At 37.8% G+C, this 21,372-nt stretch carries 14 protein-coding genes and 1 pseudogene; 7 read left to right on the top strand and 8 right to left on the bottom strand.

Going from position 1 to position 21,372, the window contains the following annotated elements; all coding sequences use genetic code 11:
• Window positions 1–953: 953 nt before the first annotated feature.
• From PVV63_RS08555 to PVV63_RS08540, 4 genes are all read right to left on the bottom strand, one after another.
• Window positions 954–2,219: an acetyl-CoA carboxylase biotin carboxylase subunit family protein gene (locus tag PVV63_RS08555; protein ID WP_273791499.1), complete on the bottom strand. Its 1,266-nt coding sequence runs from the start codon at window positions 2,217–2,219 to the stop codon at window positions 954–956.
• Window positions 2,216–3,163, bottom strand: coding sequence for a DMT family transporter (locus PVV63_RS08550; RefSeq protein ID WP_273791498.1), 948 nt, complete (start codon window positions 3,161–3,163; stop codon window positions 2,216–2,218). Before PVV63_RS08550 ends, PVV63_RS08555 begins: the two co-directional genes overlap by 4 nt.
• On the bottom strand, window positions 3,160–4,365 hold the full coding sequence (locus PVV63_RS08545) for a DUF6421 family protein (protein WP_273791497.1): 1,206 nt from the start codon (window positions 4,363–4,365) through the stop codon (window positions 3,160–3,162). Before PVV63_RS08545 ends, PVV63_RS08550 begins: the two co-directional genes overlap by 4 nt.
• A 71-nt stretch (window positions 4,366–4,436) precedes the next feature.
• On the bottom strand, window positions 4,437–4,811 hold the full coding sequence (locus PVV63_RS08540) for a hypothetical protein (protein WP_273791496.1): 375 nt from the start codon (window positions 4,809–4,811) through the stop codon (window positions 4,437–4,439).
• A 749-nt stretch (window positions 4,812–5,560) separates the two neighbouring features.
• On the opposite strand from PVV63_RS08540, the gene PVV63_RS08535 reads away from it, so the two are divergent.
• Window positions 5,561–6,343 carry an ATP12 family chaperone protein gene (locus tag PVV63_RS08535; RefSeq protein WP_273791495.1) on the top strand — a complete coding sequence of 261 codons (783 nt, stop codon included), beginning with the start codon at window positions 5,561–5,563 and terminating at the stop codon, window positions 6,341–6,343.
• Window positions 6,344–6,377: 34 nt separating this feature from the next.
• Here the strand turns inward: PVV63_RS08535 and PVV63_RS08530 are convergent, their stop codons facing one another.
• The 4 genes from PVV63_RS08530 to uvrA form a co-directional block, all read right to left on the bottom strand.
• Window positions 6,378–6,923 (bottom strand): hypothetical protein, encoded by a 546-nt coding sequence (locus tag PVV63_RS08530; protein ID WP_273791494.1) that lies wholly within the window; start codon window positions 6,921–6,923, stop codon window positions 6,378–6,380.
• A gap of 155 nt (window positions 6,924–7,078) precedes the next feature.
• Window positions 7,079–8,488 (bottom strand): type I glutamate--ammonia ligase, encoded by a 1,410-nt coding sequence (gene glnA, locus PVV63_RS08525; RefSeq protein WP_273791493.1) that lies wholly within the window; start codon window positions 8,486–8,488, stop codon window positions 7,079–7,081.
• 59 nt (window positions 8,489–8,547) lie between these two features.
• Window positions 8,548–8,886: a P-II family nitrogen regulator gene (locus PVV63_RS08520; RefSeq protein ID WP_015856528.1), complete on the bottom strand. Its 339-nt coding sequence runs from the start codon at window positions 8,884–8,886 to the stop codon at window positions 8,548–8,550.
• 1,072 nt (window positions 8,887–9,958) lie between these two features.
• Entirely contained in the window at window positions 9,959–12,874 is a 2,916-nt protein-coding gene (gene uvrA, locus PVV63_RS08515) for an excinuclease ABC subunit UvrA (protein ID WP_273791492.1), read from the bottom strand.
• 329 nt (window positions 12,875–13,203) lie between these two features.
• Between uvrA and ssb the strand changes: the two genes are divergently transcribed.
• The 6 genes and pseudogenes from ssb (at window position 13,204) to tgt (ending at window position 20,957) form a co-directional block, all read left to right on the top strand.
• On the top strand, window positions 13,204–13,710 hold the full coding sequence (gene ssb / locus PVV63_RS08510) for a single-stranded DNA-binding protein (protein ID WP_273791491.1): 507 nt from the start codon (window positions 13,204–13,206) through the stop codon (window positions 13,708–13,710).
• 230 nt (window positions 13,711–13,940) lie between these two features.
• Window positions 13,941–16,724: a DNA gyrase subunit A gene (gyrA, locus tag PVV63_RS08505; RefSeq protein WP_273791490.1), complete on the top strand. Its 2,784-nt coding sequence runs from the start codon at window positions 13,941–13,943 to the stop codon at window positions 16,722–16,724.
• A 24-nt stretch (window positions 16,725–16,748) separates the two neighbouring features.
• Window positions 16,749–17,268 (top strand): annotated as a pseudogene (gene coaD, locus PVV63_RS08500) (pantetheine-phosphate adenylyltransferase).
• Entirely contained in the window at window positions 17,258–17,851 is a 594-nt protein-coding gene (locus PVV63_RS08495; RefSeq protein WP_273791488.1) for a peptidylprolyl isomerase, read from the top strand. The pseudogene coaD and the gene PVV63_RS08495 overlap by 11 nt, the downstream one beginning before the upstream one ends.
• Before the next feature lie 18 nt (window positions 17,852–17,869).
• Window positions 17,870–18,382, top strand: coding sequence for a peptidylprolyl isomerase (locus PVV63_RS08490; RefSeq protein WP_273791487.1), 513 nt, complete (start codon window positions 17,870–17,872; stop codon window positions 18,380–18,382).
• Window positions 18,383–19,838: 1,456 nt separating this feature from the next.
• Window positions 19,839–20,957: a tRNA guanosine(34) transglycosylase Tgt gene (gene tgt, locus PVV63_RS08485; RefSeq protein ID WP_273791486.1), complete on the top strand. Its 1,119-nt coding sequence runs from the start codon at window positions 19,839–19,841 to the stop codon at window positions 20,955–20,957.
• The last annotated feature ends 415 nt before the right edge of the window (window positions 20,958–21,372 follow it).

Raw genomic sequence — 21,372 nt, 5'->3', positions numbered from 1 at the left:
AAATGTGATTTTTAAAGTTTTGTTTTATTTTATTGATTTAAACCATTGATAGTGCAGCAATTTTAATTGCTTCTTTTAATAATGGCATCATGTGTTTTAATAAGTATGAAAGGATCACGTTGATTTATTTTTTATCTGGTTGATAGGGGAGCTTAAATGTTTCAAAAAAATTTGATAATGAGACTGTAAATTTATTGGTGTTATTTTGGCTATAGACATTTGGGATCTATTCGTCATCAGATTTTTAAAATAGTAGCTTTATTATCCTATTATGCTGTAAAGTCCTGTCGTTTGAGGTTGCTGATATCAATCATGAAAGGCATGGAGGTGTTGACTGTTGATTTAAGAGCTTTTGCTGTTAAGCAAAGGAGCGCATATGTTAAATATAAAGCGCTATTGTTTCATGGATAATAGGCATTTTTATGCTTTTAAATTTTGTAAAAAGCATTTTTGAAGCTGTTCGTATCGATCGCATTATTGTAGGTGGATAATGAGAAAAGTGGTAAAGCTTGAACACTTTTACTATTAAATTCAACATCTTCAGTTCTTATAATGATAAATCCTTTTAAAAAATTGTTCTAATGGCTGTATTGAATATGTGAAGAAGATCATGTCCTATTTGTGAAATAGATATGAAATATAACTTTTAAATCAAAGTGAGGGCTGTAAGATCTTTTTTTCTTCTTTGAGACGTGGGGAGAAGAGGTTGGTCGTATTGAAAAAGTCGTTTAGAAGTTTTTATTATTGTTTCAAATACAGAAACATTGAAGAGCTTTTATTAAAATGGGGTGCAAAAGTAGATCATATTTCCCTCAATTCCTGTTTTTTGAAATATGCATCTTTAATGAAAAAACGTTTGCAAAGTTTTAGGCAATCGCATTCGCATTGTGACTTCGTTTGTATCGATAAGATTTATATTAAAGTTCAGGGGCAGTAAAAATATCTTTATCGGACTATTGATAAACATGGTGTTTCCATATGATGCTTAAGGTGTCATCGAGCCATTTATGGTAATTGCGTGCTTCTTCGTTTGAGTTATGAACAGAGAAAATAAAACCAGGATATCCACCAAATGCTGGTGGAGGTGGTGAGATATGATTGGTTTCAAAGAAAATGATAGTTCTGGCGGTTTGAGGATGCTGTGCAACCTTATCTAGACCTAAAAATCCAGAAAACTGTCCGTGACCACGAAGAGGAATAATGTAATTTGCCGACACTTTTTTAGCTGGGAGTATATCGGGAAGGTTTGGGTTTGGTTCAGCTAAAGCGGCATTCATACAGAGTTTTGCAAATGAAATCCCTGTGCCTTGCTCAACAATAAAATGGGAGACACTCGATCCACCTATACGAGCGCCGATCTCAATTATATAAGGTAAATTATTAGCATCTAGGCGTAGCTCCACATGGGCAGCACCCATGTTTATGCCAAGAGCTTTAACTCCAGAGCATGCAGCCTCACATAAAGCAATAATTAAAGGATCATCTATATCACAGCGTTGACGATAAATTGTTTCTTCAAACCATGGTCCCTCGGGGCTTCCCTTGTCTCCAACGGACAGAACGTGTACACCTGCTGTATCAACAAAGCATTCTACGACAAACTCTTTTCCTGGCAAATACTGTTCTATAACTAAACCTACAGATTTATTTTTATCATTAAAACGTGCCATGTCTTTATGCTGAACATTCCATACGGCTTTAATGAGATCAGGAAGTTCGGCGGAGTTTTTAGCTAACATTACGCCTGCACTGGCCCATCCAGAGACGGGTTTAATAACGAGCGGATAATCCAAGGCTTGTATTTGTGATAGGTCATCTGGATTATCTATATAAAAGAAACTTGGTGTTCTCAACCCTGCTTTAGCAAAAGCTTGACGCATGAGATATTTATTTCTGGTTAATGCGGCTACTTCTGGTTCAATACTTGGAGTATTGATTTTTTTTGCAGCCAAAGCTGTCCATAGGATGGCTTCTTCGCGAAGGGTCATAACCCCACGAATATTGCGTTCTTTTACACCTGCTGCAAAAGTATCTAGAGCTAACTCTGGGTTATCAAAAACAGGAAGTTGCCAAGTTGAAGTGACTGCTGCGGGGTGTTGAGTGGGAGCGCTTTCAGCGGTATCATAGATCATGACTAATTCGATATTAGCTGCTTGTGCTGCTTCAAATATAAATGGTAATTTTGCATTGCGCTGGCAAACTAACGCGAGTTTTTTCATTTTGTTTCCTCATTAAATTTGGAATTTTGAGAATGACGTTTCTGTTGCCATGTAGATACCTTTGATGCATCTATAAATAAGAGTATCATCCCTATAACAACTACAATCATAGCAATTATTTTGATCATATTGAGAGAAGGGCTCGAGCCGATTATCCATTCACATGCAACCACTGCAAAAGGGGATAATACGCCGATAGTATTGGCGTATAATACGCCTCCTTCGGCTAAAACTTTTTGGTATAATACGTAAACTGGTGCCGAACAAACAGTCCCTAAAATCAATATTTTAAATATATCTTCTAACTTAAGATAGAAGAGTGGGGCAGGATCAAAAATAAATAATGGTATAAATGATGCTGCAGAAATTGTCGTGATCCAAGCCAATGAGGTGAGCAAAGGTAAATTTTTAAGATAACGTTTAGACAATAAGCCATAAGCAGAGTAAGAAAGTGCTGCTGTTAAAGCAAGAGCTGTTCCTATTAGGCTGTAATATCCACCCTCTGCACTGTTTATATTAAATGCTATAGCCGCTACACTGACAATGATCATACCGATAAGCTTTAACCATGAGAACGTAAGGCTATTCGTCAGTGCACCCAATATGTAGGTAATACCTGGAATAGTAGCGAGAACCATAGTTAAATCACTGGCTTTGAGTGATTTTAATGCACCAAAACTGCATACAAAATACAGCGAAAATCCTAACACTGAGAGAATTAAAAAAGAAGGTATCATAGAAAGTAATGGTAGGGATCTGAAAACAGCTTTCTCACGAAATACTGCAATCAGCCATAAGGTGGCAGCGGTGGCAAACAACCTAAGTCCAACCGCATGCATTACTGGTATATTGCTAACCAAATTCTTAGATAATAACCAACTTATGGAAAATAACGCTAGAATGGCGAAGGTAAATAAGAATAACCGTCCTTTTAAGAAACTCAATGATTTACCCCTCCAATAACGCGTTGTGCATAATATGATGTTGAAAAATTAAATCGTAACTTTGAGGTTTCGGGTTTTCCAAGATTATTTTGGATATAATCTTTAGCTCCTGCCAAATAAGCGTCATCATCTAATGCTTCAAGTGTTTCTATATCCGCTATCATCAATGTTATTACTTCTTCAAGACGCTCCAAATCAAATTGAAGATAACCCTCATTTGTTTCCATCAATGCTTTGTTCCGCGTCAATATTTCAAAAAGCAAGATACCTGTACCAGCATCGAATGTCATATGCTGATCAGAACCTTTTGGATAACGGAATATGCGTTCTAATAGGATAAATTCAGTTATTTCTTTCCAAAATTTTGGATGATTTTGTAGCATAATACGCACTGTAATTAAATCAACTTTAGTTTCTTCTAGAAGACCTGTAAACCAATTTAATTTTATATACAGATTTTTATCTAATGGCCGCGGTCCGGTATGATGTGCATAGTCATGGTAATAGCCCCACAAACAGCGAGCATCGTAAATCTCTTCTTTAGATAAGTTACGACTATGCAATTGACCGAACAGGAATTTACTATCTCGACCGAGTAAACGTTCAGCTTCCACAATTGTTTGCTTGTTGTAAATATCAAAGAATTTACTGAAAAAAAACAAAGCAAATGCTTGCTTATCAATTTTTTTAGCAGCCGCTACAGATTCTGGGAATAGAACAATGCAATTGCCTTCTAAAAAACCTCTTGATGCTATTCCCATTTTTATACATTGAAAAGGTGATACATAATTATTTGTATATTTTGAGGCGTCAGCAAGATAGGCCGTTTCATGACGATATCCTGTAACTAATTCCAGCCGGAATCCTTCTGGATCAGGTCCATTTGTTGCACGCATTGGAGCCAAGAAAAACAAGGGAGCATCTGGTAATGGGGCTTTGAAAGCAGCCAAAGTGTTATCAAATTTAGGAGGGGTCGTTAAACCGCTGATTATCCACTGATGAAGATCATCAGAAATGGTCGCTAAAAGTTTTGGAGATAATCCGTCAAGAATATTGGCATGGTGGTTCAGCAGAGTGATCAATTCATTGATCATATTATTATCTGCTGAAGTTGGTTCTTTAATGCTCCCATCTCGTTCTTGGCGCATACGGAATTTGTCAACCAAGTTAACAATGGAAAGAAGCGCTTCAGATTTTTTCATGATTAGTTGACTTTAGTGAGTGGAGCAAAAAGGCCATTGGCACTTGTCCAAAATTTTCGACAATATTCAGCCTATAGCGATTTGCCGCAACCGATGTTGTGATACAAGAATCTTGCTTTTTCAGCCTTACAAAGAACGGCTGCATCAGCATTGCTGTTGGCAAATACTTTGTCATATTGATGAGCTACCAGAGATTGTGGGGCAGGATGAGTCGCTACGGTTTTAATTTCATCAGCGTTATTGCGTTTAGCTAAAACCATAGAGTGAGTAGGCATGATAAAGCTGTCAAATAATTGCATATCATCTAAACGGGTAAATATGAGTGTATGCAAATCAGGGTAAGTAGCACGGCTTAGGAGATACCTATCTTTTTTTTGAGCAAGTTCATTAAATGCTTCTTCAAGAGTTGCGTATAAGATAATACGGGATCTCGAGTCAGTGGACAAAATATTTTTATTGTGATTGTTAAGCCACCATTATTCTGCAGTTGCACAGTTAGTATCTGCAGGGCCAAGTGTATAGATAAAAGTATTATTTTCAGATTGCATGATCTCTATTCTTTATAATTATGTGCCTAAATTTAAATTAGTGTAATATGATAGAGTATATAAAGAACAATGCGTTAAGTAATTTAGTGCTTTATAAAATCATGTATATGTGAAAGAAAATTTACGATAAATTTTGTCTTGTCATTATTCTATCATGCCGTAAAACATCGTCGTTTAGGGGAGTGATTGAGCAGGAAAAATTCTATGCAGGGTATTTATTGGATATGTTAGAGAATTATTGGAATGGTTAAGCGAAGGTGAATGACACGTAAACCGTACTGCTCTATCATTTTTTGGATGAGCAGCGTTTTTGAATCTATTCATATTGATAATACTATTGTAGATGAATAATAAGCAAATTGGTAAGGCGTGAACATCTTTGCCATAAAACTCAATATATTTAATTTCTTAATTAAGATCATACTTTTAAAAATTGTTTTACTATTATGATTGTATTGAATATATAAAAGGCAATCATCATTGTCTTGTTTGTAAAAGAAACATGAAATATAACTCTTAAATTAGAGTGGGGGGTGGTAAGGTCTTTTTTCTTCTTTGGAATCGTTAAGAAGGTCAGATTAAACCTTATTGAAGCTACAGAACCTAAAAAAACAGTCGTTTTTTTGAAAAGATCAGAGGTAAACAATATGCGTGAGATTTTGGATCGTTTTGATATACCATTGAATAAGAAGAGTTCTGTTCAAAAGATTCAAAATCTTTCATGCCAATCACACCCAAAACGGTTTTATAAGCAAGTGAAGATCGCTTGTGAGGAGGTCGGCTTTACGATTTTGTTGGATGAACGTCCCGTAAAAACGCCCGCGAGGCGTCATTTTCATGTGCCAACAGAAGTGTTTGCTGAATATGTTGCTCAGGAATTTGAGAACCAAAAGCACGTTGTTGATCCTGCAAAAATGCCGATGACGCGTTTGGTTAATACTGTTATTGATGGTATCGCTGATGATATGCAGGTGGTTTTTGAAGATTTATTGCGTTTCGTTGCATGTGATATGATCTTTTATCGTGCACAGACACCTAAAGAGTTGGTGCAAAAACAATCTGAGCAATGGGATCCTTTATTAGATTGGGCAGAAAAAAAACTGGGTGCAAGGTTTTATTTGACAGAAGGGCTGATGCATGTGGAACAATCACCAGAAGCACTTCAAGCTGTGAGTCATTATTTACGTAGCGTTGAGTCTGCTTATATGCTTGCTGCACTTCATATGATGACAACCTTAACGGGATCTGCTCTCATTGCTCTTGCTGTTGCTGCGGGAAACATTGATGCTGATCATGCTTGGTCTATTGCCCATTTAGATGAAGATTGGATGATGGAGCAATGGGGAATAGATAAAGAAACAATGGTACGTCGTGCTCATAAAAAAGTTGAATTTAAGGCTGCTGCTACAATTGTTACAACTTGTTTATAGGGGTAAATCTTTTATTTACGTGCATTCTTTTGGCTCAGAGTATTTTTGTGACTTTTTGAGGATTGGTTTTTACTTTATCAAGTCCAGGAAATAGTTCATTGGTTATGGTTAAGAGCGCTTCGTCATTACCACGGATAAAATACCATTGGTTATCGTGAAGTAGGGCAATAATTTCAGTTTGAATAGAGCATTTTTTTCCAGCATTTGTTGTGGTTACAAGCTCCACGGGTATAACAAAATAAGGGGTACCATTATCAAGGGTACCTTCACGTTTTTGTTTTTGATCAATGTTGATCGTTTCAATCTTGTAACTTTCTGCCAACCGTTCTATTTGGCTTTTCATGATTTGTAGAAATTGTGATTGATTAAGATTTTTTTTGGCGGTTAAGCGGTTGATGACTTGGGGAGGAATAGCATTTAAGATGGCATTTGCATCGGCATTTTTAAGTGCTTTACTATAAGCAGATGTTGCTTTTTCAAGAGTTGTAAGTTTCTGGTTGGTTATTGTATGTGCTTGAGTTGTTGATGTGATAAAGACAATGCATAAAAGAACGGGAACGAGAAAACAAATTCGCGGCATTAGAAACCTTTGTTAATTCATTTGAAGAGATTCAACACATTATAAAGGAAAAGCGGATGAGCAAAAAGCCTCTTGCGCTTTTGCATGAGAAGAATATCCACAAAAATGGAGGCTTTTGCCTCCATTTCAAAATCAAAAGAATGCGTATTGATTGTTTAAACAGAATAGTACATATCAAATTCAACAGGATGAGGTGTTGTTTCGTAGCGCAAGACTTCTTGCATCTTTACTTGAATGAAGGAATTAATCTGATCATCATCAAAAACGTCGCCAGCTTTAAGAAAGCCACGATCTTTGTCAAGTGCTTCAAGCGCTTCACGTAGACTTCCTGAAACGGTAGGGATTTCTTTGAGTTCTTTTAAGGGAAGATCATAAAGATCTTTATCCATAGCATGTCCGGGATGAATTTTGTTTTTGATGCCATCAAGACCAGCCATTAAAAGGGCTGCAAATGCCAAATAGGGATTTGCTGTTGGGTCTGGAAAACGCACTTCTACGCGTTTTGAATTTGGTGAGGAGCTCATAGGAATACGGCAAGATGCAGAACGATTACGTGCTGAATAGGCAAGAAGAACAGGAGCTTCATAACCAGGAACCAAACGTTTATAGGAGTTTGTGGATGGGTTTGTAAAAGCATTGATTGCTTTTGCGTGCTTAATAACACCACCGATAAAAAACAGACAGGTTTCTGATAGTCCGGCATATTCATTTCCTGCAAAAATGGGTTTGCCATCTTTCCAAATGGAAATGTGGACATGCATTCCAGAGCCGTTATCACCAAAAACTGGTTTTGGCATGAAGGTTGCTGTTTTCCCATAACTATTTGCTATTTGATGTACAACATATTTAAAAATTTGCATCTTGTCAGCCTCGCGAACAAGTGTATCAAAACGAATACCCAATTCATGTTGGCCTGCTGCTACTTCGTGATGGTGTTTTTCGACCTGTACGCCCATATCCTTGAGTGCTGTGAGCATTTCAGAACGCATATCTTGGCAGGAATCAATTGGCGGAACAGGAAGGTAGCCTCCCTTTATTCGTGGGCGATGCCCTAGATTTCCTGTTTCATATTCCGTATCATCATTGGAGGGAAGTTCACTTGAATCGAGTTTAAACCCTGTGTTGTAAGGGTCCGTTTTATAGCGCACATCATCAAAGATAAAAAACTCTGCTTCTGGACCTACATTGATTGTATCTCCAATGCCTAAAGATTTCATATAAACCTCAGCCCTTTTGGCGATAGAACGAGGATCTCTACGATAAAATTCACCAGAGACAGGATCAAGTACATCACAAAATATGACCAAAGTAGATTGAGCAAAAAAAGGATCAATGTGTGCTGTTTCTGGATCTGGCATTAAAACCATGTCAGATTCATTAATTGTTTTCCAACCAGCAATTGAAGAACCATCAAACATGACACCATCACTAAAAGTATCTTCGCTGATCTCTGCGATATCCATTGTAATGTGATGCAATTTTCCTCGTGGATCAGTAAAACGTAAATCAACAAAACGGATTTCGTTGTCTGTAATCTGTTTGATAATATCTGATGCGGTTGTCATATTCAATTTCCTTAATGTGGCGTTGAGGTGGATAAAAAAGTGAATTTTCTCGTTATTTATTAAAGGGCATCGATACCGGTTTCGTCCGTGCCTATACGAATTGCATCATCAATGGAAAAGACAAATATTTTTCCATCTCCTATATGTTTGGTTTGAGCTGCTTTACGTATTGCATCAACAGTTTGTTCCAGTTTTTCATCGGACACAACAATTTCAATCTTTACTTTAGGTAGAAAGTCAACAACATATTTCGTACCACGATAAAGTTCTGTATGTTCCCTTTGACGACCAAAACCTTTCGCTTCTGTTACTGTAATACCATGTAACCCAATTTTTTGAAGCGCTTCTTTCACTTCATCAAGTTTGAAAGGTTTTATAATGGCTTCAATTTTTTTCATGCTGAAATTATCTCCAACGTTATTTTGTCTTTTTAGACTGCATCACATTATATTGACAACTGTAAGATGTCCAACAGATACTTTGTGCACAAAAAGTCGCAAATAATGACACTCTAAGCTCTGTTAGGAGAGTTTCTTTTGTAGAATACAGCCAAATACTGTTTTTTGGGAAAAAACCTTACAATTCTTTTACAAGAATTCAAATTATACAATAAAAGAGTTTTGTTTCTTTTTTTTTAGATAACACATTTACTTATAAGGATAATTAGACATTTTCCACATTAAATGAGAAACTCTAATAGCGTAGGATTTTCTCATTTTAGATCTTTTTGTCGTCAATCAATCAAAACAATACCTTTATATATCATAAATAGTACGAGTGTGTGGGTAACAACATTTGAAAAAAGAAATAAAATGTTTTTTATGAAAGCTTTCGATAACTAAAGGCCTTACAATATTAGGGAGTAGGGGAGATAAATATTGGAAAAGAGTGTGATGTTGCTGATTATGCTTCTTCATAAACGTAAAAATGGTGGTGTACAATAAATGAGTTTATCATTATAGCATTCATAGCTGTTGTTGTGAAATGGGCTTGGGAGCATTGAGAAATGTTTCTTTAAAACAGATGTGTGAATTGGCAATGCAAATATATTCCGTTTGGGGCGTTTTGTCCCTTCGTGAGGAATATGATCCCATTAAGGAACGCGATGAATAAAAGCGTGAAGCAATGGCAATCTTCATTATAAGATATTGCCGCGGATTCCTTTGAAATCATAAAGATAAATTAAGAAGTGATGTAAAGATAGGAACTTATTTATACCCTTAAAACTTCGTATTTTTCCCAGTTTAGGCTGTCTGGTCGTTTCAGGTATAAACAAAACAGAGAATAAATATGCAATTATGCGCGCATTCTTATTTGGCAATACGACAACTGAAACAGCTTATAAAGCGCTAAATTGTTTTTAGTCTTTGCTTCAAACGTGTTGCACTACTGGAATTAGGTGTTGGTTTACAGGTAATAATAAAAGTACAGGCTTTGTTAGTATGCTGTATTTTACAATAAAAAGCGTTTCTAAGAATTGGAATTATAGAGAGATGGGCGTAGTAAAACATCTTTTAGAAATTTTCCCGTATAGGAAGCGGGAACCTTAATGATGTCTTCAGGGCGTCCAATTGCAACAATTTCACCACCGCGATCTCCACCTTCTGGTCCTAAATCAATAATCCAGTCGGCTGTCTTTATAACATCAAGGTTATGTTCAATGACTATAACTGTGTTGCCTTGCTCGACTAGTTCGTGAAGCACTTCAAGAAGTTTGGAAATATCATGAAAATGTAAACCTGTTGTCGGTTCATCCAAAATATAGAGTGTACGTCCCGTTGTTTTACGAGAAAGTTCTTTCGCAAGTTTTACACGTTGTGCTTCCCCACCAGAAAGTGTGGTTGCTTGCTGTCCTACTTTTATGTAACCCAATCCTACTTTAATGAGAGTTTCCATTTTATTATGAATAGCGGGAATAGCTTGGAAAAATTCTTCTGCCTTTTCAATTGTCATATCCAAAATATCGGCTATAGACTGTCCTTTGAATTTTATTTCTAGTGTTTCTCGGTTATAGCGTTTTCCTTTACAGACATCGCAAGTAACATAGACATCAGGTAAAAAGTGCATTTCAATTTTGATGACTCCGTCGCCTTGGCATGCTTCGCACCGTCCTCCTTTAACATTAAATGAAAAACGCCCAGCTTTGTAACCGCGGGCTTTTGATTCTGGAAGATCAGCAAACCACTCACGAATCGGTGTAAAAGCACCTGTATAGGTTGCGGGATTAGAGCGTGGGGTGCGTCCAATAGGGGACTGGTTGATATCAATGACTTTATCAAGAAATTCTAATCCTTCAATTTTGTCATAGCTGGCAGGGCTGTGATGAGAGCCCATGATATGATGTGATGCTGCTTTGAAAAGCGTTTCAATAAGAAATGTTGATTTTCCTCCTCCAGAAACACCAGTTATGCATGTGAAGGTTCCAAGAGGAATATTCGCATTGATATTTTTGAGGTTATTGCCTTTGGCGCCAATGACTTTAAGTGTTTTCGTTTTTGATATTTTGCGTCGCTTTGTCGGCATTTTAACAGCCATTTTTCCTGAAAGGTATTGGCCTGTGAGAGAGGCTGAATTTTCTATAATTTCCTGCGGTGTCCCTTGCGCTATGATTTCTCCACCATGAACGCCCGCGGCAGGCCCCATATCGACAACATAGTCTGCTGTGAGAATAGCATCTTCATCATGTTCAACGACAATAACTGTATTGCCAAGATTGCGTAAATGGCGCAGCATTTCCAAAAGGCGTTCGTTATCGCGTTGGTGTAAACCGATAGATGGTTCATCTAAAATATAAAGAACGCCTGTAAGACCAGAACCAATTTGAGATGCCAACCGAATGCGTTGGCTTTCTCCCCCTGAAAGCGTTCCTGAGTTTCGAGACAAGGTAAGATATTCCAATCCTACATGATTTAAAAAAGCCAAGCGTTCACGAATTTCTTTTAAAATACGTACGGCGATATTACGTTGTTTTTCTGTGAGATATTGATGAATATTGGCAAACCAATCATCTGCCTTTAGAATAGAAAGATCTGATATTTGCCCAATATGCATTCCGTTGATTTTTACAGCAAGTGCCTCTGGTTTTAAACGATAACCGTGACAAGCTGGGCAGGGTGAAGAAGACATATAACGTTCGATTTCTTCTCGAGACCAAGCAGAATCGGTTTCTTTCCAGCGTCTCTCCATATTAGGGATGATTCCTTCAAAAGGTTGGGTTGTCTTATGCGAACCAGAATTATTTTTATAGATAAAAGAAATTTCATCTTTTTTTGTACCGTAGAGGATAGCCTGTTGTGCTTCATTAGAGAGTTCACACCATTGATCTGTGAGTTTGAAACCGTAAGCTTTTCCTAATGCTTCTAAGGTTTGGCTATAATAAAGTGAATCTGATTTAGCCCAAGGAGCAATGGCTCCATTCTTTAGGGTAAGGTTTTTATTTGGCACAATTTTTAGTGGATCCATTGCCTTTTTGATACCCAATCCATCGCAGAGAGGACAGGCCCCAAAAGGATTATTGAACGAAAAAAGGCGTGGTTCAATTTCAGAAATAGAGAAACCCGATACTGGGCAGGAAAACTTTTCTGAAAAAATGAGCCGTTTGTGTGTATCATTTTTTGATTTATGAGCAGATTCCTTTGTCGTTTCTTTTTGTGCTAAGGGTTGGTCTGCCATTTCAGCTATGGCAAGCCCATTTGCTAGCTGTAAACAGGTTTCTATACTATCAGCCAAGCGAGAGGTGATATCCTTCTGTACAACAATGCGGTCTACCACGACATCGATGTCGTGTTTATATTTTTTATCAAGAGGTGGAATATCAGCGATTTCATAGAATTTTCCATCAACTTTAGCGCGTTGAAATCCTCTTTTTAAAAGTTCTGTTAGCTCTTTTTTATATTCTCCCTTTCGTCCTCGCACTAAGGGTGCCATAATAAAAATTCGCGTTCCTTCTGGTAAGGACATAATTTGATCCACCATTTGACTTACTGTCTGGCTTTCAATAGGAAGTCCTGTTGCAGGAGAATGAGGAATACCAATACGTGCAAAGAGAAGACGCATGTAATCGTGGATTTCAGTAACGGTACCTACCGTTGAACGAGGGTTGCGACTGGTTGTTTTTTGTTCAATGGAGATAGCTGGAGAGAGACCGTCTATGCGGTCGACATCGGGTTTTTGCATGACTTCCAAAAATTGGCGTGCATAGGCTGAAAGGCTTTCGACATAGCGGCGTTGTCCTTCAGCGTAAATTGTATCAAACGCTAAAGATGATTTCCCTGATCCAGAAAGTCCTGTTATAACAATGAGTTTATCACGAGGCAGATCAAGATCAATATTTTTAAGGTTATGCTCACGTGCACCGCGAATGGAGATATATTTTTGATGAGTCATACTTTATCCTTGGCATATGTGGCAAAAATTGAGCACCTAAAATGGAATAAAACTGTTTTTTTAGAATTATAATGTGTTTAACTGCTTTAATGCAAAAGGAAGGTATAAGTTTTGTGAAAAAAATACAAATGAGCAGCTTTTTATTCTCTCGTGGTGGAATAAACTATGCGTTTTTATCATCTTTTGTTATAATTACACTGAATACAATATTGGTAAAGGATAGCATACCCATATTGATGGTCAATTGCGACATGTAAATTGAAGGTCAAGATGGTTATAACTGTTATAGAACAGAGTATTTTACGAATTAAAATTTTGGAGTTTATACGATGGCTGGTAGCCTTAATAAAGTTATTTTGATTGGTAATCTTGGTGCCGATCCTGAAATCCGCCGTTTGAATTCTGGTGATCAAGTGGCAAATCTGCGTATTGCTACTTCAGAAAGTTGGCGCGATCGGAATACAAATGAGAGAAAAGAACGCACTGAGTGGCATAGTATTGTTATTTTTAATGAAAACCTTGTCAAAGTTGCAGAGCAATATTTAAAAAAAGGCAGCAAAATTTATATTGAGGGGCAGTTACAGACACGAAAATGGCAAGATCAAAATGGAAATGACCGTTATACAACAGAGATTGTTTTGCAAAAGTACCGTGGCGAATTACAAATGCTTGATGGGCGGGGAGCTGCGAGCGGGGAGCAAGGAGCAAGTCAAGGGGGGAGTTATAGTGGTGGCTTTGCCGATAGTCACTCAAATCAGAGAAATACTTTTGGTCAAAATAATAATCAATTGGGAGAAAGTTTTTCACACAAATTAGATGATGACGTTCCTTTTTAAGAGTCTTTAAATTGCAGTATTATAATCATTTTATGGTTTGCTTGTTTCAGATTTTTGAAGTTTAGCGAAGTGAAAATTGTTAATTATTATTGGTAATTTAAAATATAAATTAATAACATCTTGAAAAATATTGTTAAATTTCTTTTTTGTCATGGGAGAGAAATTAGCATTTTGGTGTATTTTTCGCTATAAATAAAGTGAAATGATTCTTTTTTGAAAGTTTTGAAATTGTGACCGATCTTACTCCACACCCAGAACGTGATGTGCTAACCGGTATTGAACCAATCAGTATTATTGATGAAATGCAACGCTCCTATCTCGATTATGCGATGAGCGTGATTGTTTCACGTGCACTCCCTGATGTCCGTGATGGTCTTAAGCCTGTTCATCGACGTATCCTTCATGCTATGAATGAGATGGGGCTTTCTTTTAATAAGTCGTATCGTAAATCTGCTGGTGTTGTTGGTGAGGTTATGGGGAAATTTCATCCCCATGGTGATGCTTCAATTTACGATGCATTAGTGCGTATGGCGCAGGACTTTTCTTTAAGAAATCCATTGATTGATGGTCAGGGAAATTTTGGTTCCGTTGATGGTGATCCACCCGCGGCCATGCGCTATACTGAGTGTCGTTTAGAAAAAGTTTCAGAAGAACTTTTAGCTGATATTGATAAAGATACTGTTGATTTTCAGGATAATTACGATGGGCGTGAGCGTGAACCGGTTGTCTTGCCAGCGCGTTTTCCCAATCTTTTGGTTAATGGGTCAGGGGGGATTGCTGTGGGAATGGCAACCAATATTCCTCCCCATAATCTTGGTGAAGTCGTTGATGGTTGTATCGCTTTGATTGATAATCCCGATATCACACTCGATAAAATAATTGAAATTATTCCTGGTCCGGATTTTCCTACAGGGGGCATTATCCTCGGACATTCTGGTGTTCGTGCAGCTTATGAAACAGGGCGTGGCTCAATTATTATGCGTGCTAAAGTTGAGATCGAAGAGATTCGCAGTGGTCGACAAGCAATTATTGTGAGTGAGATCCCTTATCAAGTTAATAAGGCAACGATGATTGAGAAAATGGCCGAATTGGTGCGCGATAAACGCATTGAAGGAATCTCTGATTTGCGTGACGAATCTGATCGTGATGGATATCGGGTCGTTATTGAGCTGAAGAAAGATGTTGTTGCGGAAGTTGTTTTAAACCAATTATATCGGTATACGCCGCTGCAAACTTCCTTTGGTTGTAATATGGTTGCTTTGAATGGGGGAAAACCCGAACAGATGACGTTGCTTGATATGCTTCGTGCATTTGTTTCTTTTCGGGAAGAAGTTGTCAGTCGGCGAACAAAATATCTTTTGCGTAAAGCGCGTGAGCGAGCACATGTTTTGGTTGGTCTTGCCCTTGCTGTTGCCAATATTGATGAAATTATAGCGCTTATTCGCAAAGCTCCTGATCCGCAGACAGCACGTGCACAGTTAATGGAGCGACGCTGGCCAGCGATGGATGTCGCGCCTTTGATTAAACTTATTGATGATCCTCGTCATATTATTCATGAGGATGGTACTTATAATCTCTCTGAAGAACAGGCGCGTGCTATTTTAGAATTGCGTTTGCAACGATTGACAGCCCTTGGGCGTGATGAAATTGCTGATGAATTGAATAAAATTGGTGTGGATATCGCTGACTATCTTGAGATCTTGGCATCACGCGTGCGGATTATGTGTATTGTTAAGGATGAGTTGAGTGCTCTTCGTGAGGAGTTTGCAACGCCGCGACGTACCGTATTTGGCTTTGGTAGCGCTGAGATGGAGAGTGAAGATCTGATCGCGCCAGAGGATATGGTGGTAACGGTAAGCCATAGTGGTTATATTAAGCGTGTGCCTCTTAATACCTATCGTGCACAGCGACGTGGTGGTAAGGGGCGTTCTGGTATGTCCACGAAGGATGAGGATTTTGTAACGCGGTTGTTTGTTGCCAATACGCATACTCCGGTTCTTTTCTTTTCATCACGTGGGATTGTTTATAAGGAAAAAGTTTGGCGACTGCCGCTGGGGACACCCCAATCGCGTGGGCGGGCTTTGATCAATATGCTTCCCTTACAACAAGGTGAGCGTATTACAACGATTATGCCTTTGCCTGAAGATGAAGCGAGCTGGAGTGCATTAGATATTATGTTTGCGACAACACGTGGAACTGTGCGTCGTAATAAATTATCAGATTTCGTTCAGGTTAATCGTAATGGTAAAATTGCGATGAAACTTGATGAAGAAGATGAAATTCTTTCTGTTGAAACCTGTACAGAACATGATGATGTTGTTCTAACAACAGCCAATGGACAATGTATCCGTTTTCCAGTTGTTGATGTTCGGGTCTTTGCTGGGCGTAATTCTGTGGGAGTTCGTGGTATCAATTTAGCTAAAGGCGATAAAGTCATTTCGATGACAATTTTAGAGCATGTCGAGGCGACGTCCATTGAGCGTTCTGCTTATATTAAACGTGTAATGAATGAACGGCGTGCTTCTGGTGCAGATGCTGATGTTGAAGATGTTATAACTCTTGATGAAGAAGATGGGGGTGCTGAAACAGAGTTAACAGATGAACGTTATGCAGAACTTCATGCACGTGAACAAATGCTTTTGACAGTGAGTGAGTTTGGTTATGGTAAACGTTCTTCTTCCTATGAGTTCCGGATTTCGGGACGTGGCGGAAAGGGGATTCGCGCAACAGATCCATCTAAAACAGCTGAAATTGGTAAATTAGTAGCGGCTTTTCCGGTGAAGGCGCAAGATCAAATTATGTTGGTATCAGATGGGGGGCAGCTTATTCGTGTCCCTGTTGAGGGAATTCGTACTGCTGGGCGCTCAACTAAGGGAGTCACAATTTTTAATACAGCCAAAGGTGAAAGAGTCGTATCGGTTGAACGTATTTCTGAACCTGAAGATGATACGAGTTCATTAGATGATGAAGGTGAGAAACATTCAGATACAGTTGATATGAGCGAAGAAAAATAATTTTTAAGAGGAAGGAGTAAAGTCATGAAAATTGCTCTTTACGCGGGTTCTTTTGATCCTCTTACAAATGGTCATCTTGATGTTTTGAAAGGGTGTTTTGTGTTAGCTGATAAGGTGGTCGTCGCTATAGGGATACAGGCTGACAAAAAAACACTCTTTAGCTTCGAAGAGCGTGTTGATTTCATTACGCAGGTCGGGAAAGACTTGTTTGGTGCAGATTCTAATCGATTGCAGGTTCTTTCATTTAACAACCTTCTCATTGAGAAGGCGCGTGAAGTTGGTGCTTCATTTCTCATTCGTGGATTGCGTGATGGTACTGATCTTGATTATGAAATGCAAATGGCCGGGATGAATGGCGTTATGGCTCCTGAATTGCAAACTGTTTTTTTGCCGGCAAGTGTTTCTGGGCGTGCGATAACTTCTACATTGGTACGCCAAATTGCCTCTATGGGAGGTGATGTAACACCATTTGTACCGCCCAATGTTGCACAAGCTTTGAGCTCGAAATTCCAATCTTTTAGGGGAGAATAATTGTGTCTCGTAGAACTTTTGCTGTTTTGATATGTGTGTTTTGTTTTTTTTCATTGTCCGCTGTCGCTGGTAATCCTAGACCAGCAAGCGATGCAAGCCTTCTTGTTTTATCTCTCAAAGATGGTGATGTCATTATTCGTCTGCGTCCTGATTTGGCGCCAAAACATGTTGCGCAAATCAAAAGATTAACAGAGGAGGGGGCCTATAATAATGTTGTGTTTCATCGCGTTATTCCTAATTTCATGGCACAAACTGGTGATGTAGAATTTGGAAAAAAAGGCAGTAGAGATTTTGATTTGAAACGCGTTGGTATGGGTGGCTCAAATTATCCCAATATACCGGCAGAGTTTTCAAAGCAGCCGTTTAAGCGTGGTACAGTTGGGATGGCACGGTCACAAGATCCGGATTCCGCGAATTCTCAATTCTTCATTTGTTTTGATGATGCTGCTTTTTTAAACGGTCAGTATACGGTTGTTGGAGAGGTTATAAAGGGAATGGATGTTGTTGATAAAATAAAAAAAGGTACGACAAGTAATAATGGATCTATAAAAAATCCTGATGTTATTAATGCTGCTACTTTACAAGTTGAGAAATGAATCAAGGGAGCTTTCCATATGGCAGAGAATAAAAATCCAGAAAATACTTTAATTCTTGAAACAACAAAGGGCAGAGTTGTTATTGAGCTTTTTGCTGATTTAGCACCTTGTCATGTTGCACGTATTAAAGAATTGGTACGTGAAGGTGCTTATGATAATGTTATTTTCCATCGCGTTATTGATGGTTTTATGGCGCAAACAGGGGATGTGCAATTTGGAAAGAAGGATAGTGAAAAATTCAATTTATCACGTGCGGGTATGGGGGGAGCAGAAAAACCAAATTTAACAGCAGAGTTTTCAAATCTTTCTCATAAGCGTGGTACAGTTTCTATGGCACGGAGTCAGAATCCAAATTCTGCTAACTCTCAGTTTTTTATTTGTTTTGCAGATGCTCCGTGGCTTGATCGTCAATATTCCATATGGGGGCAGGTTGTTGAAGGTATGGAAAATGTTGATAAAATTAAACGTGGTGAACCTGTTTCAGATCCAGATTCAATTACCAAAGCCATTATTGCTGCGGATGCAAAATAGTATAAACTATACTGATTTTAATTGTAAGTTTCTAAGAAAAAAATACTCTTTTCTGATCAATAAAGGCACACAAAACTCTTTTGTAGTATCACGCTTACCTTTTATAATTTCGAGCTAAGCATTGTCCATATATTTCCTTCAATCGGATCTTCCTTAAGAATATAACGCAAAGGATTTGTACAAACACTTGTCAGAATAAGAAAACGCAAAGTCTGTTGTATTATGGTTGTTGTTTGGCAAAGTGTTTTATAAAAAATTTGGCAGTTCTCTTCCATCCATTGTCGGTCTTAATAGTTTTATGATGTTACTTTCCTGAGAGAGCGTGTGCTTTTGTTTCTGCTTGTAAATCAACATCCAATCCTAATGCAGAAGCATGTTTGAAACACATATTAAGACGGATAAGAGCTTTACTCGCTCATCCAGTTTTCTTAGCAAGGTGGAAAACCAGCATTTATATATATATATATTGGCGTAATCTTTAAAATAAGAAGACAGTTTAATCTTAGAAGAATATAATAAAGGCGCAGAAGTGAAATAAATGGCTAGTCTTGCCATCTCCTTTTTAATTCAACTTTACTTTTTTAAGTATCTAACGCAATATCTTTTAAATAATGAAGATTATGCATGGACTTACGCTTTTATTTTTCTCGTTTTTTTATAGAGGAACGCTCCAAACGGAATACACTTGTGTTGCATATTTACGTGTTTTTTTAAGAAGCATTTCTCAGTACATATCAACATTCACTTCCACGATGACATTCATGGCATGTATAGTTTTAAAGCTATAAATAGTATAAAATATTATGCACCACCATCTTTAAAGCTTGTGAAGGAGCAAACGGGTACCATCATACGCTTTTTCAGCCTCTAATGTTACGATAGAGCTTTTGGTATTTGAGAATCTTTACAAAAAGCATTTTTAGTTTTTTAAAGTATTTTTATTTACACGTTAATTTCTTTTGTGAATTATCTCCAATGCCAAGAGCTATCTCAATATTGTGAGTGGATAAATGATTATGTTCATTTGCACTTTTATTAAGCGTGAGGATCGCTGTGCCCAGTAGATGAAAAATTTTTATCTGTAAAAGTTAAAGAATATTGTGAGCTGTACAATGCGTTCAAAATTTTCTTTTATGGGTACAAAGTTACTGCTTATGGAAGTATGTGAAGATGAAATTATTGTGATAATAATTTTGCAGTTCTGTTAAGGATAAGCGTAGGTATTTTGAGGTATGATATTATAAGGATTTTACTATTTTTCTAGAGTTAGATTATCACTTTTATTATGGTGATTTCTTAACAAGAAATGTTCTTTTATCTCGTTTAATTTTTGATGCTGGTTACAATATTGAGCGAATCAAAAATTAATTCATAAAGCTTATGACAATGCGCGTAAGGGGATATCTTTTTTCTTTCTATAGAGATATGCATTGATGGAATCAAAAAGACGAGAGTTATGATAAAGACATTTCATTATAGAAAAATTGCTCAAGATGGGTATGCACGTCGAGGAGAAATTATAACGGGGCGAGGATGTGTTCGTACACCCGCATTTATGCCTGTTGGGACGGCAGGAACTGTTAAGGCTATGTATATGGATCAAATTCGTGATCTTGGTGCAGATATCATTTTGGGGAATACTTATCATTTAATGTTACGTCCAGGAGCTGAACGTGTTGCGCGTTTGGGAGGATTACATGAATTTTCACGCTGGAGCGGACCTATTTTAACCGATTCTGGTGGCTTTCAGGTTATGTCATTGGCGGGAATCCGTAAAATTACTGAACAAGGTGTGATTTTTCGCTCTTACATTAATGGAGCTTACTATGAAATGAGTCCAGAGCGTTCTATCGAAATTCAAGGACTTCTTGGTGCGGATATCCAGATGCAGTTGGATCAATGTATTGCATTACCAGCAACTGAAAAAGAAATGGAAGAAGCTATGGAACTTTCATTGCGGTGGGCGCTGCGTTGTAAAACAGCTTTTGGAGATCAGCCAGATAAAGCATTGTTTGGGATTGTTCAAGGTGGTGATAATATGAAACTGCGTGAACGTTCTGCTCAAGCATTAAAAGAAATGGATTTAAAAGGTTACGCTATTGGAGGGCTTGCTGTTGGTGAGCCGCAGAGTGTTATGACAGCAGTATTGGATACTACTTGTCCGATTTTACCAGAGGATAAACCACGCTACCTTATGGGAGTAGGGACACCTGATGATATTTTACAAAGTGTTGCACGTGGTGTTGATATGTTTGATTGTGTTATGCCAACGCGTGCAGGACGTCATGGTTTAGCTTTTACACGCTTTGGTAGAATTAATTTGCGTAATGCGCGTTATGCAGAAGATCCACATCCTCTTGATCCACAGTCACTTTGTCCAGCAGCACATGATTATAGTTGTGCTTATTTGCATCATTTGATCAAATCTGGTGAATCTCTTGGGGGGATGTTGTTGACTTGGAATAATCTTTTTTATTATCAACAACTTATGCAGGGAATTCGTGATGCCATTGAGGAAGGCTGTTATGCTGATTTTTGCGCTGAAACGCGTGCTCTATGGGCACAAGGACGCTAAAATATTAATCGTAATATAGCGCCGCATTTTTTTATTGAATTTATTCTCGCACTTACAAATTTAGTTAAAAATATGAAATCAGAAACATCTTCCAAAATTATAAAATTTCACTATCTTAAAATATAACAGTGCGGTTTTATGAGGGCACATATTCTGTTTCTAATTACTATATAAAAACAGAAACTGTTACTCCGGTACGCGCTACCTGATCCGGAGAAAAACAGTTTTTCTGTTTCTGATGACTGTTTACAGCAACAATGTTAATGAGGCGTTAGCGAACTCTTAAAGAAGTATGAAAATTGTATTTTTATGAGATATTTTGTGTTTTTTATTATTAAAGGTAAAGAATGGATTATATACAATCGAACAGATAAATTTTTAGAAAATTAAAATAAAACTAAAATAATATTACATA

Source organism: Bartonella sp. CM31XJBT, assembly GCF_028618555.1.
In the GTDB taxonomy this organism is placed as follows: Bacteria; Pseudomonadota; Alphaproteobacteria; order Rhizobiales; family Rhizobiaceae; genus Bartonella.
The sequence above is the reverse complement of the archived record's forward strand: the minus strand, read 5'-3'. Positions and strand labels throughout refer to the sequence as shown.